This is a genomic window from Pseudomonas sp. NPDC089395 (assembly GCF_044749525.1).
GTDB lineage: Bacteria > Pseudomonadota > Gammaproteobacteria > Pseudomonadales > Pseudomonadaceae > Aquipseudomonas.
Genome location: NZ_JBIVID010000002.1, coordinates 594535 through 606123, shown reverse-complemented (window position 1 = coordinate 606123; position 11589 = coordinate 594535). Strand labels below are relative to the sequence as shown.

12 protein-coding genes are annotated in these 11589 nt (G+C 63.4%); 6 read left to right on the top strand and 6 right to left on the bottom strand.

Translation table 11 applies throughout. From position 1 onward, the window contains the following. Window positions 1-23: 23 nt before the first annotated feature. Both ACIPZG_RS07760 and ACIPZG_RS07755 read right to left on the bottom strand, forming a co-directional pair. Window positions 24-845: an aldo/keto reductase gene (locus tag ACIPZG_RS07760; RefSeq protein ID WP_400711858.1), complete on the bottom strand. Its 822-nt coding sequence runs from the start codon at window positions 843-845 to the stop codon at window positions 24-26. After that, the gene (locus ACIPZG_RS07755; protein ID WP_400711855.1) at window positions 833-1738 is read right to left on the bottom strand and encodes a LysR family transcriptional regulator; all 906 of its coding nucleotides are present in this window, start codon (window positions 1736-1738) and stop codon (window positions 833-835) included. Before ACIPZG_RS07755 ends, ACIPZG_RS07760 begins: the two co-directional genes overlap by 13 nt. 140 nt (window positions 1739-1878) lie before the next feature. Here ACIPZG_RS07755 and ACIPZG_RS07750 point away from each other — a divergent pair, with 140 nt between their 5' ends. From ACIPZG_RS07750 to ACIPZG_RS07740, 3 genes are all read left to right on the top strand, one after another. Then, complete coding sequence (locus tag ACIPZG_RS07750) at window positions 1879-2577, top strand: CoA transferase subunit A (RefSeq protein WP_008093761.1); 699 nt, start codon at window positions 1879-1881, stop codon at window positions 2575-2577. A 35-nt stretch (window positions 2578-2612) separates the two neighbouring features. Beyond that, entirely contained in the window at window positions 2613-3269 is a 657-nt protein-coding gene (locus tag ACIPZG_RS07745; RefSeq protein ID WP_008093762.1) for a CoA transferase subunit B, read from the top strand. A 159-nt stretch (window positions 3270-3428) separates the two neighbouring features. Next, the gene (locus tag ACIPZG_RS07740) at window positions 3429-4847 is read left to right on the top strand and encodes a short-chain fatty acid transporter (protein ID WP_400712213.1); all 1419 of its coding nucleotides are present in this window, start codon (window positions 3429-3431) and stop codon (window positions 4845-4847) included. A 134-nt stretch (window positions 4848-4981) separates the two neighbouring features. On the opposite strand, the gene ACIPZG_RS07735 is transcribed toward ACIPZG_RS07740, so the two are convergent. Together ACIPZG_RS07735 and ACIPZG_RS07730 are read right to left on the bottom strand one after the other, a co-directional pair. Next, window positions 4982-5887 (bottom strand): dihydrodipicolinate synthase family protein, encoded by a 906-nt coding sequence (locus ACIPZG_RS07735; RefSeq protein WP_400711852.1) that lies wholly within the window; start codon window positions 5885-5887, stop codon window positions 4982-4984. 32 nt (window positions 5888-5919) lie between these two features. After that, window positions 5920-6702 (bottom strand): aldolase, encoded by a 783-nt coding sequence (locus tag ACIPZG_RS07730; RefSeq protein WP_400640000.1) that lies wholly within the window; start codon window positions 6700-6702, stop codon window positions 5920-5922. 152 nt (window positions 6703-6854) lie between these two features. On the opposite strand from ACIPZG_RS07730, the gene ACIPZG_RS07725 reads away from it, so the two are divergent. Then, window positions 6855-7397 (top strand): helix-turn-helix domain-containing protein, encoded by a 543-nt coding sequence (locus ACIPZG_RS07725; RefSeq protein ID WP_043273415.1) that lies wholly within the window; start codon window positions 6855-6857, stop codon window positions 7395-7397. A 10-nt stretch (window positions 7398-7407) separates the two neighbouring features. Next, complete coding sequence (locus ACIPZG_RS07720) at window positions 7408-8190, top strand: helix-turn-helix domain-containing protein (protein ID WP_400711849.1); 783 nt, start codon at window positions 7408-7410, stop codon at window positions 8188-8190. 123 nt (window positions 8191-8313) lie between these two features. Here ACIPZG_RS07720 and ACIPZG_RS07715 read toward each other — a convergent pair whose 3' ends face one another. Next, the gene (locus tag ACIPZG_RS07715) at window positions 8314-8895 is read right to left on the bottom strand and encodes a LysE family translocator (RefSeq protein WP_400640003.1); all 582 of its coding nucleotides are present in this window, start codon (window positions 8893-8895) and stop codon (window positions 8314-8316) included. A gap of 259 nt (window positions 8896-9154) precedes the next feature. Between ACIPZG_RS07715 and ACIPZG_RS07710 the strand changes: the two genes are divergently transcribed. After that, window positions 9155-10726, top strand: coding sequence for a TerC family protein (locus ACIPZG_RS07710; RefSeq protein WP_400711846.1), 1572 nt, complete (start codon window positions 9155-9157; stop codon window positions 10724-10726). On the opposite strand, the gene rarD is transcribed toward ACIPZG_RS07710, so the two are convergent. Further along, entirely contained in the window at window positions 10689-11576 is an 888-nt protein-coding gene (rarD, locus tag ACIPZG_RS07705) for an EamA family transporter RarD (protein ID WP_400711843.1), read from the bottom strand. The two genes, ACIPZG_RS07710 and rarD, sit on opposite strands and share 38 nt — an antisense overlap. Window positions 11577-11589 lie beyond the last annotated feature (13 nt).

Here is an 11589-nt window from a genome sequence, read left to right as displayed (position 1 = left end):
AAAGCAGCCCCCTGCAATGCCAATCAGACCATCGCCAGATGCTGCTTGCGCGTCGGCCCCGGAAACGCCCGGTCAATGGCGCGCAAGTCCTCACTGGTCAAGGTCAACGCCCCAGCCGCCGCGTTCAACCGCACATGTTCAGGCACCACGGCCTTGGGAATGGCAATCACCCCGTCATCACGCGTCACCCAGGCCAGGCTGACCTGCGCCGGCGTCGCCCCATGGCGCTCGGCGATCTCGCTCAGCAGCGGATGCTGCAACAGACGCCCGGCCTGGGCCAAAGGACAGTAGGCCATGGTCGGCAACCCGCGTTGCCGGCTCCAGGGCAGCAGGTCGAACTCGATGCCACGCTGCACCGGGTTGTACAGCACCTGGTTGGTGGCGCAGTCAGGGTTGTGCAGCTCGCGCAGGTCATCGACATCGAAGTTGGAAACACCCCAGCGTCGAATCTTGCCTTGTTCACGCAAACGCTCGAACGCCTCGACGGTTTCCTCCAGCGGGTATTGGCCACGCCAATGCAGCAGATACAGGTCGATCACGTCCGTACCCAGCCGCTGCAGGCTGCGCTCACAGGCCGTCGGTACGCCGCGTCGGCTGGCATTGTGCGGGTATACCTTGCTGACCAGAAACACCTGGTCGCGACGCCCGGCAATGGCTTGGCCGACCACCTCCTCGGCACCCCCTTCGGCATACATCTCGGCGGTGTCGATCAGGCCCATGCCCAGGTCGATGCCTTGTTGCAGGGCGGCCACTTCGGCGGCCCGCTGGGCCGGGTCTTCGCCCATGTACCAGGTGCCCTGGCCAATGGCCGGCACGCTGCAACCTGCCAGTTTCACGTAACGCATGTCACCTCCGGAGCTTGGGTATGGGAAAGCAGCACCTCGAGCAGCGCCTGCGCTGCGGTGGAAAGCTTGTGGTCGCTCAGGGCCATCACACTGATACGCCGTTCGATCGCGGGTTCGACCAGGGTGACGCAACGTGCGCCAAGTTCCTGCATCTGGTTGATGCACAACGCCGGCACGGCGCTGACGCCCAGGCCGCTGGCGACCATGCGGCCGATGGTGGACAGCTGGTGGCTTTCGAACGCCACCGCCAGTTTGCCGTGCAAGGCGGCGACATTCTGCTCAAGCAGCAGGCGCACCGCCGAAGGGCGTTGCAGGGCGATGAAATCCTCGGCCAGCAACTGTGCCCACGTGACCTCGCGTTGGGCGGCAAGCGGCGAATCGGCGGGCACGACCGCGACGAAACGGTCCAGGTACAGGGGATGGAAATTCAAGCCTTCGCTGTTGTCGGGTTCGAAGCCAATGCCCAGTTCGACGCGGCGGTGACGCACCAGTTCGAGCACTTGTTCGTTGATCACGTCGTGCACCGTGACGTTGACCTTTGGGTAGCGTTGGCGAAATACCTTGAGGCTGTGCGGCAACAGGTTGCCAGCAAAGGCTGGAATGGCCGCGACCGCTACCCGGCCCAGCTGCAGGGTGAAGCGCTGGCGCAGCATTTCCTCGGTGTCGTCCCAGTCGGCCAGCAGGCGACGGGCCAGGGGTAGCAGCACTTCGCCCTCGGCGGTAAGGCTGACACTGCGGGTGGTGCGGGCGAGCAGGGCGCCGCCAAGGTTGTCTTCCAACGCCTTGATGGTCAGGCTCAGGGCCGGCTGGGAAACGTGCAGGTGTTCGCCCGCCTGGGCAAAGCTTTGGTACTTGGCCACGGCGACGAAGGCGCGCAGTTGCTTGACGTTCATGGCAGGCTCACGGTTTGTTTTGGAAATATTATCAATCGATGATGAAAACAAAATTAACAAATCAGTCGCCAGCGGTGAAGATGCATGCACTCGCTCACCGACAGCCTCGTCGGTTCAACAACTACAAAAGGCGGATCAGCATGGCCGGATTGGACAAGCGCGTAGCTACTTATGAACAGGCCCTTGAAGGTCTGACCGACAACATGACGGTACTGGCCGGCGGCTTCGGCCTGTGCGGCATCCCGGAAAACCTCATCAACGAAATCTGCCGTCGTGGCGTCAAGGGCCTGACCGTGGTCTCCAACAACTGCGGCGTCGATGGCTTCGGCCTTGGCGTACTGCTCAAAGACCGGCAGATCCGCAAGATGATTGCATCTTATGTAGGGGAAAACGCCGAGTTCGAGCGCCAACTGCTCAGCGGCGAGCTGGAAGTCGAACTGACCCCGCAGGGCACCCTGGCTGAGAAAATGCGCGCTGGCGGCGCCGGCATCCCCGCATTCTTCACCGCCACCGGCTACGGCACCCCGGTTGCCGACGGCAAGGAAGTGCGCGAGTTCAACGGCCGCAAATACATCCTCGAAGAATCCATCACCGGCGACTTCGCCATCGTCAAGGGCTGGAAGGCCGACCACTACGGCAACGTGGTGTACCGCAACACTGCGCAGAACTTCAACCCGCTGGCGGCCACCGCCGGCAAGATCACCGTGGTCGAAGTGGAAGAGATCGTCGAGCCCGGCGTGCTGCTGCCCAGCGAGATCCACACCCCGGGCATCTATGTCGACCGGGTCATCGTCGGCAGCTTCGAAAAACGCATCGAAAAGCGCACCGTCAAGGCCTGAGCGCCGTCCACCAGAACAACAAAGAGATCCTGACCATGGCACTGACCCGCGAACAGATGGCGCAACGCGTCGCCCGTGAACTGAAGGACGGCTACTACGTCAACCTCGGCATCGGCATTCCGACCCTGGTGGCCAACTATGTACCTGCCGATATGGATGTGATGCTGCAGTCCGAAAACGGCCTGCTCGGCATGGGCGAATTCCCAACCGAAAGCACCATCGATGCCGACATGATCAACGCCGGCAAGCAGACCGTCACCGCCCGCCGCGGCGCCTCGATCTTCGACTCGGCGCAATCGTTCGCCATGATCCGTGGCGGCCACGTCGACCTCACCGTACTGGGTGCCTTCGAGGTGGATGTGCAAGGCAACATCGCCTCGTGGATGATCCCTGGCAAGCTGGTCAAAGGCATGGGCGGCGCCATGGACCTGGTGGCCGGTGCCGACAACATCATCGTCACCATGACCCACGCTTCCAAGGACGGCGAGTCCAAGCTGCTGTCGCAATGCAGCCTGCCGCTGACCGGTGCCGGCTGCATCCGCAAGGTGCTGACCGACCTGGCCTACCTGGAGATCGAGGACGGCGCCTTCATCCTGCGCGAGACTGCGCCGGGCGTGAGCGTCGAGGAAATCATCGAGAAAACCGCTGGCAAACTGATCGTCCCGGACGATGTGAAAGAAATGACCTTCTGATTTCACCCGCTGTGCAATGACCCTGTTGGAGCGGGTTTACCCGCGAATGCGAAGGCCACGATACCCAAGCATTTGCAGGTAGACCTGTTCCCGCAGGTTTTTTGCGTTGTTTCTGCAATTCGATAAAACCAATAAAAGGATGTAACCGTGGAAGTAACCATGGCCGCTGAACTGCAAGACAGCCGCTCCGCCCGCTTTGCCCTGCGCTGCTCCAGCTGGGCCGAACGCTGGTTCCCCGATTCCTGGGTATTCGCAGCCCTTGCGGTGATGCTGGTAAGCCTGGGTGCCCTGGCCATGGGCGCCAAGCCCACCGACACTGCAAAGGCCTTCGGCGATGGCTTCTGGAGCCTGATCCCGTTCACCATGCAGATGGCCTTCGTGGTCATCGGTGGCTACGTGGTGGCCAGCTCGCCGCCCGCCGCGCGGCTGATCGACCGTCTCGCGCGGCTGCCGAGCAATGGCCGTTCAGCCGTGTGCTGGGTAGCGCTGATCTCGATGCTGACTTCACTGCTCAACTGGGGCCTGGCCCTGGTGTTCGCAGGCCTGTTGGCGCGCGCGCTGGCGCGCCGCACCGAGCTGAAGATGGATTACCGCGCCGCCGGCGCCGCCGCTTACCTGGGCCTTGGCGCCGTTTGGGCGCTGGGCCTGTCGTCTTCTGCGGCGCAGCTACAGGCCAACCCGGCCAGCTTGCCACCGTCGATCCTGTCGATCACCGGGGTGATTCCGTTCACCGACACCATTTTCCTGTGGCAGTCCGGGGTGATGCTGGCAGCGCTGATCGTCGTCTCGCTGGTGATCGCCTATGCCAGCGCTCCCGGTCCGAATAGCGCGCGCAGCGCCCAGGACTGCGGCGTCGATCCTAGCTTCTCGGCCCCGGCAACGCCCCAGCGCACCCGCCCAGGCGAGTGGCTTGAGTACAGTCCGATCCTGATCCTGTTGCTGGTGGCCCTGGCGGGCGGCTGGCTGTACCAGGAGTTCGCCACCAAACCTGCGATCACCGCGATTTCCGGGCTCAACACCTACAACCTGCTGTTCATCATGCTCGGTGCCTTGCTGCACTGGCGCCCGCGCAGTTTCCTCGATGCTGTCGCCCGCGCCGTGCCGACCACCACCGGGGTGCTGATCCAGTTCCCGCTGTATGGCTCGATCGCGGCGATCATGACCCAGGTGAAGGGCGTGGACGAGCAGACCCTGGCCCACCACATTTCGCTGTTCTTCACCCAGATCGCGACCCATGACACCTATGCACTGTTGATGGGTGTGTATTCGGCGGTGCTGGGCTTCTTCATCCCCTCGGGCGGTGGCAAATGGATCATCGAAGCGCCCTACGTGATGATGGTGGCCAACGACCTGCAGTACCACCTGGGCTGGGCCGTGCAGATCTACAACGCCGCCGAGGCGCTGCCGAACCTGATCAACCCGTTCTACATGCTGCCGCTGCTGGGTGTCCTGGGGCTGAAGGCGCGCGACCTGATCGGCTTCTCGTTCGTGCAGCTGCTGGTGCATATCCCACTGGTGCTGGTGCTGCTGTGGGCGCTGGGTACCACCTTGGAGTATGTGCCGCCGGTGATGCCTTGAAGTGATGGGGTGCTGAGGACCTGCAGAGAACTTGCAGAGAACCTGTGGGAGCCGGCTTGCCGGCGATAGGGCCCGAGCCGGTTTGTGCCTGCCTTGGCCTCATCGCCGGCAAGCCGGCTCCCACAGGGATCGCGTTAGAGCGGGGTGACGTGCTGGCTGTTCAGGTCTTTGAGCAATGCCGCCAAGTTTGCCCGCCCTTGCTCATCCAGCCCGAACACCGGCCGACGGGGTTCACCCACCGGCAGCCCGGTCAGGGCCAAGCCGGCTTTGATCGTTGCCGGCAAGCCGCCCTTGAGAATGAAGTCGAGCAACGGCAACTGGCGATAGAACAGCGCGCTGGCTTGCTTCAGGTCACCTGCCAGCACGGCCTGATAGAGCTGCTGGTTCAGCGCCGGGATCAGGTTCGGCGCCGCCGTGCACCAGCCTTTGGCCCCGGCCACGAACGCTTCCAGCGCCAATGGATTGCAGCCGTTGTAGAACGGCACCTGACCTTCACCGAGCAGCTGCAGCTTGTGCATGCGCTGAATGTCGCCGGTGCTCTCCTTGACCATGGTCACGTTGGCGACCTCACGCACGATCCGCAGGATCAGCTCCACCGGCATGTCGGTACCGCTGGTGGCGGGATTGTTGTAGAGCATGATCGGGATATCGATGGCATGGCCGATGGCCCGGTAGTGCTGAAGGATTTCCGTTTCGCCGAGCTTCCAGTACGCCGCCGGCAGCACCATCACCGCATCGGCGCCGTGGTCCTGGGCGAAGCGCGCACGGCGCACGGCACCGGCGGTGGTCAGGTCGGACACGCTGACGATGGTGGGGACGCGCCTGGCGACCTGGGCAAGGCTGTATTCGGCCACTTGCTGCCATTCGTTGTCGCTCAGGTAGGCGCCTTCGCCGGTGCTGCCCAAGGGGGCGATGGCCTGCACGCCACCGTCGAGCAGGCGCTCGATGGACTGGCCGAGGGCCGGCAGGTCGAGGCACTCGCCGTCGGCGCTGAACGGGGTGATGGTGTAGCCGATGATGCCGTTGAATTCTGTGGTCATGGTTGTGGGCTCCGCAAACAAGGCATTCTGGGTCAGTTCAGGCAGTCGGCGTGGGCACGCAGGCTCTGCCGGGCAAAGTAGTTGAACGCAGCGCCATGGCGCTTGGGCCGGTCGATCCAGTCGTGCGCTTCGCGCCCCAGCGCCGGGGCGATGGGCTTCACGGTACCGGCGGCCATGGCCAGTAACTGAAGACGTGCGGCGCGCTCGATCAACTGGGCGTAGACGCAGGCCTGTTCGATGCTAGTGCCGGTAGAGAGCTGGCCGTGGTGCGAGAGCAGGATGGCGCGCTTGTCGCCGAGGGCGGCACTGATCAGCTCACCTTCTTCGTTGCCCACCGGCACCCCCGGCCAGGCTTCGAGGAACGCGCAATCGTCGTACAGCGGGCACAGGTCCATGTGCGAGACCACCAGCGGCACTTCGAGCATGGACAGGGCCGCGACGTGGGTCGGGTGGGTGTGGATGATGCAGTTCACATCCGGGCGCGCGCGGTACACCCAGCTGTGGAAGCGGTTGGCCGGGTTGGGCATGCCCTGGCCTTCGAGGACTTCCAGGTCCTCATTGACCAGCAGCAGGTTGCTGGCACTGATTTCGTCGAAACCCAGGCCCAGTTGCTGGGTGTAGAAGGTGCCTGGCTGCGGCCCTCGGGCGCTGATCTGCCCGGCAAGGCCAGAGTCGTGGCCATGGTCGAAGAGAATTCGGCAGGTCAGGGCCAGCTTTTCCCGTACAGTCCACGTATTATCGGCAAGCGAGCCTTGCATCTGCGTCAGGGCTTTTTGCACCAGCTGGTCTTTGCTGTGTGTCAGGGTCTTGGCCATGGGGGTGTCCTCTGTGGCGTGATGGTCGATGTCAGTGCTTGCCCGCCTCGATGCTTTGGTCGGTGGAGAGGCGGTCAATCGCATGACACAAATTATCCTATATGACACAAAGTGTCATGAGCAAGTGGGTTCGCCTGGGAAAGTTGCTTCACATGTCTATCCGATTGAAATTGCTGAGAAAAAAACTGGGTATCACGCTGGAGGTTTTGGCCGGGAAGGCCGGCATGACCAAGAGCTACCTCTCCAAGGTCGAACGGGGCTTGAGCACGCCGTCGATCGCGGCCGCGCTGAAGCTGGCGCGGGCGCTGAACGTCAATGTCGAGGAGCTGTTCGCCGAGGAGCAGGCCGGGCAGAGCCGCTACAGCCTGGTGCGCCAGGGCGAGCGTCAGGCCCTGGTCGGCGATGGTCATGGGCCGGGCTACGCGGCGCTGACCCACCAGGTCGGACAGCGCAGCCTGTTGCCGTTCCTGATCCAACCGCCGACCGAGTTCAGTGACCCGACCTTCAAGGAGCACCAGGGCGAAGAGTTCCTGTTCGTGCATGAGGGGCAGGTGGAAGTGGACTTCATGAACGAGCGCGTCTTGCTGGCGCAGGGCGATGCGCTGCACTTCAATGCCCAGACCCCGCACCGCCTGCGATCGGTAGGCGCCCGCCCGGCGCAGTTGCTGGTGGTGGTGCACGACAACGGCGAGTGAGGGCCGATCGATGATCGAGGTATCGCGGTTCTGGCGGGATCCGGCTTTGCCCTTCGTCGAAGCCCGGCGCGTGGGGGACGGGCGCAAGGTGTGCTATGCGGCCCATTCCCATGAGAGTTTTTCCATCGGTGTGATCACCGGTGGGCAATGCACCTACTTGAGTGGAGCTCGCCAGGTCGAGCTGAGCGCCGGCTCCACGGTGCTGATGAACCCGGGCGTGGTGCACGCCTGCAATCCGGTCGCGGGGCAGGGCTGGTCATACCTGATGCTGTACGTCGACATGCCGTGGTTGCAGGCGCGTGGCTTCTTGCTGCCGACGCAGACCTGGAGTAGCACGCCGGCTTTGTACCACCGGGTGCTGCAACTGTTCGCCGATCTGTTCGATAACGCGAACGAGGATCGGGAGGCCGGGCTGGCCTGCTTTTTCAACGAGCTGCCCGGTTGCTTGCACGCCGTTGAGGGGCCTGCACGTACCGAGCACCCGCGCCTGGAAACGGCTGCCGCGTTCATTCGCGCACACCGGGCCGACCCGCTGAGCCTTGAAGATATCTGTGCTGCCAGCGGCCTGTCCGGGTCCTATCTGATACGCGCCTTCCGCCAGCGTTTTGACCTGACGCCGCATGGTTACCTGCTCGACCAGCGGGTGCAGCATGCGCGCGCGCAACTGCGCAGGGGCAGGGCGATTGCCGAGGTGGCGGTGGAGGCGGGGTTTGCCGATCAGGCGCACCTGCAGCGGGCGTTCAAGCAGCACCTGGCGGCGACGCCTGGGCACTATCGCAATGCTGCGGGTTGAAGGCGGGCTGTACCGGCCTTTTCGCGGGACAAGCCCGCTCCCACAGGTACAGCGGAGTTCTCAAGCCCTGTGGTGTACTTGTGGGAGCGGGCTTGTCCCGCGAAAGGGCCAGAACGGCCAGCATCAGAAAACCAGATACCCCGCACTGATCACCAGCAGCACAGCCAAGCCGCGATTGAGCAACCGCAAGTAACGCGGCTCACTCAACGACTGCCGAATAACGCTCCCCGCCCAAGCCCAACTGGCCACCGAGACAAAACAGATCGGTGCATAGATCCAGGTAAACCACCACAGCAGCTGCTGCTCCCCGCCGGTATAGGCACCCACGCCCGCGACCGCTGCCAGCCAGGCCTTCGGGTTCAGCCACTGCATCACGGCGCCATGCCAGGCCGAGGGCGCCTGATGCTGATGGGCACCGCCCAACTGGCCGTTGTCGCTAGCCAGTTTCCAGGCCATGAACAGCAAAAACGCCACGCCGCCCCAATGCAACGCCACGCCCAGCAACGGCCAGCGTATCAATAGCTCGTGCAGGCCCAGTCCCACCAGCACCAGCAACAGGCAGAACCCCAGTGTTGCCCCTGTCACATGTGCCAGGCTGGCGCGCAACCCGTGGCGAACGCCACTGCCCAGCGCAACGATGTTCACAGGGCCAGGTGATATGGAAGCCGCCAGTGCGAAGGCGGCCATGGAAAGTGACAGGCTCATTGAATTTCTTCCGCGGTGAAGGATGTCCGGGCATCCTGCCGCCCCGCCAGGCAGGCGTATTGAAGAAAAGTACCCAGCGGCTTTGTTACAGGTTTTGTAATAGTTTTGCGCTATCAGAAAAACCTGCTGTGCTTGTAGGATCACCGTCCCTAATTGCTATCAAGGTCCCCATGAGCACCTTCGCGGAGCCCCCCAGTTCCCGGCCATCCCGGCCATCTTTCCCCCGTCCCCGTGACACCTTCTTCGTGAGTACCCGCTAATGGAATGGCTAGCCGACCCCACGGCCTGGTTAGGCCTGTTGACGCTTATCGTCCTCGAATTGGTGCTGGGTATCGACAACCTGGTGTTCATCGCCATCCTGGCTGACAAGCTGCCACCGCATCAGCGCGACCGCGCGCGGGTGATCGGCCTGAGCCTGGCGCTGATCATGCGCTTGGGCCTGTTGGCCAGTATCTCCTGGATGGTCACCCTGACCGCGCCGCTGATCGAGGTGTTCGACAAGAGCTTCTCCGGCCGTGACCTGATCATGCTGTTCGGTGGTGTGTTCCTGCTGTTCAAGGCCACCATGGAGCTGCATGAACGCCTTGAGGGCCACGTCACCCAGGCCAGCGGTGCGGTACGCCATGCGGCGTTCTGGCCGATCGTGGCGCAGATCGTGGTGCTGGACGCGGTGTTCTCGCTGGATGCGGTCATTACCGCTGTGGGCATGGTCGAGCATCTGTCGGTGATGATGATCGCGGTAATCTTCTCGATCGGCATCATGATCGTCGCCAGCAAGCCACTGACCCGCTTCGTCAACGCCCACCCGACCGTGATCATGCTGTGCCTGGGCTTCTTGATGATGATCGGTTTCAGCCTGACCGCCGAAGGCCTGGGCTTCCATATCCCGAAAGGCTACCTGTACGCGGCGATTGGCTTCTCGATCCTCATCGAGCTGTTCAACCAGTTGGCCCGCGCCCGTCGCAAGCGCAGCCTGCAGCAGCACCGGCCGCTGCGTGAGCGCACGGCCCACGCCGTGCTGCGCCTGCTCGGCGGGCGTCGGGTCGAGGCTGACGAGGTAGGCGAGGAAATCGCCGACCTGGTGGCCGGTGGCGAAGAGCAGGTGCTGTTCGACCGCCGTGAACGGGTGATGATCAGCGGGGTGCTGAACCTTGCCGAGCGGCCGATCCGTACCGTGATGACCGCCCGTGCCGAAGTCGATGTGCTTGACCTGGCGCAGCCTGCTGCCGCCATCTCCGAGGCCCTGGCCAACTCGCCGTACTCGCGTCTGCCATTGATTCGCGACGGCCGCATCGACGAGCCGCTGGGGTTCGTGCACAAGAAAGAGCTGCTCAAGGAGTTCTTGTCGGGTGCAGAGCCCGACCTTGAACGCATGGCCCGCGCACCGTTGAACCTGCTGGAGAGCTTCAGCATCCTCAACGCGCTGGAACAGATGCGCTGCCAGTCGACGCACATTGCCTTCGTGGTCAACGAGTTCGGTGACTTCACCGGCCTGTTGACCATGACCGATATCCTTGAGTCGATCGCCGGTGAACTGCCGGATGCCAGTGAGGTGGAAGGCCCGGCGATCGTGGAGGAGGGCGACAGCTTCGTGGTCAGCGGTGCCCTGAACCTTAGCCAGGTCCAGGCCCGTACCGGCTTTGCCGCCCGTGCGACGGAGGACTACCAGACCCTGGCGGGCCTGGTGATGAGCCTGTTGGATCGCCTTCCGGTGGTCGGTGACCACCTGGCCTGGAACGGCTGGAGCATGACCGTGGTGGCGGTGGAGGAGCGGCGGGTGCGTCAGGTGCGCCTCACACCGAACGTCGACGCTGACGCAGCAGGTGCTTGAATCCTTCGAGCACCAGCACCAGGACTGCGGCCCAGATCGGCAGGTAGGTCAGCCACTGATCCGGGCCGATGGTCTCGCCCAATAGCAGCGCAACGCCGACCAGCAGCACAGGCTCCACGTAGCTGAGCAGGCCGAACAGGCTGAACGGCAGCAAGCGGCTGGCCAGCACGTAGGCGATCAGGGCCGAGGCACTGATCGCCCCGAGCAGCGGGATCAAGCCGTACAGGCCAGGGTGCGCCAGCAGGTCGGCACGGGTCAGCGGCCCTTGGCTGACGAAGTACAGGGCCCAGGGCAACAGCAGGCACATGTCGCACCACAGACCACCCAAGTGGTCGGTGCGGCAGCGTCGGCGCAGGACGAAGTAGATCGGGTAGCCGATCGTCACCAGCAGCGTTTCCCAGGCAAAGCTGCCGTTCTGGTACAGCTCGTGGCCCACGCCCAGTGCGGCGCAGCTCACCGCCACTTTCTGCAGGCGCGACAGACGTTCTCCATAAGCCAGGCGACCGGTCAGCACCATCGCCAACGGCAGGAGAAAGTAACCCATCGATACTTCCAGGCTGCGCCCGTGCAGCGGCGCCCAGAGGAACAGCCACAACTGCACACCCATCAACCACGAGGTGCCGACCATGCCCAGCAGCAGGATAGGCGTCTGGCGCACGCGTGCGAGCAAGTCTCCAACCCGCTTCCAGTCCTTGCTCATCAGCATGAACAGGGTCAGGCAAGGGAGCGTCAGCAGGGTGCGCCAGCCGAAGATTTCTTCGCCATCGAGGGGGGCAAGCAGAGAGGTATAGAAGTACATCACGGCGAACAGACAGGACGCCATGACCGAACAGAGAATGCCTTTTGACACGAATGCCTCGGAT

Bases quoted from the DNA above. Each gene is read 5' to 3' on its own strand.
- ACIPZG_RS07760 (WP_400711858.1), bottom strand. From the start codon at position 845: ATGCGTTACGTGAAACTGGCAGGTTGCAGCGTGCCGGCCATTGGCCAG.
- ACIPZG_RS07755 (WP_400711855.1), bottom strand. From the start codon at position 1,738: ATGAACGTCAAGCAACTGCGCGCCTTCGTCGCCGTGGCCAAGTACCAA.
- ACIPZG_RS07750 (WP_008093761.1), top strand. From the start codon at position 1,879: ATGGCCGGATTGGACAAGCGCGTAGCTACTTATGAACAGGCCCTTGAA.
- ACIPZG_RS07745 (WP_008093762.1), top strand. From the start codon at position 2,613: ATGGCACTGACCCGCGAACAGATGGCGCAACGCGTCGCCCGTGAACTG.
- ACIPZG_RS07740 (WP_400712213.1), top strand. From the start codon at position 3,429: ATGGCCGCTGAACTGCAAGACAGCCGCTCCGCCCGCTTTGCCCTGCGC.
- ACIPZG_RS07735 (WP_400711852.1), bottom strand. From the start codon at position 5,887: ATGACCACAGAATTCAACGGCATCATCGGCTACACCATCACCCCGTTC.
- ACIPZG_RS07730 (WP_400640000.1), bottom strand. From the start codon at position 6,702: ATGGCCAAGACCCTGACACACAGCAAAGACCAGCTGGTGCAAAAAGCC.
- ACIPZG_RS07725 (WP_043273415.1), top strand. From the start codon at position 6,855: ATGTCTATCCGATTGAAATTGCTGAGAAAAAAACTGGGTATCACGCTG.
- ACIPZG_RS07720 (WP_400711849.1), top strand. From the start codon at position 7,408: ATGATCGAGGTATCGCGGTTCTGGCGGGATCCGGCTTTGCCCTTCGTC.
- ACIPZG_RS07715 (WP_400640003.1), bottom strand. From the start codon at position 8,895: ATGAGCCTGTCACTTTCCATGGCCGCCTTCGCACTGGCGGCTTCCATA.
- ACIPZG_RS07710 (WP_400711846.1), top strand. From the start codon at position 9,155: ATGGAATGGCTAGCCGACCCCACGGCCTGGTTAGGCCTGTTGACGCTT.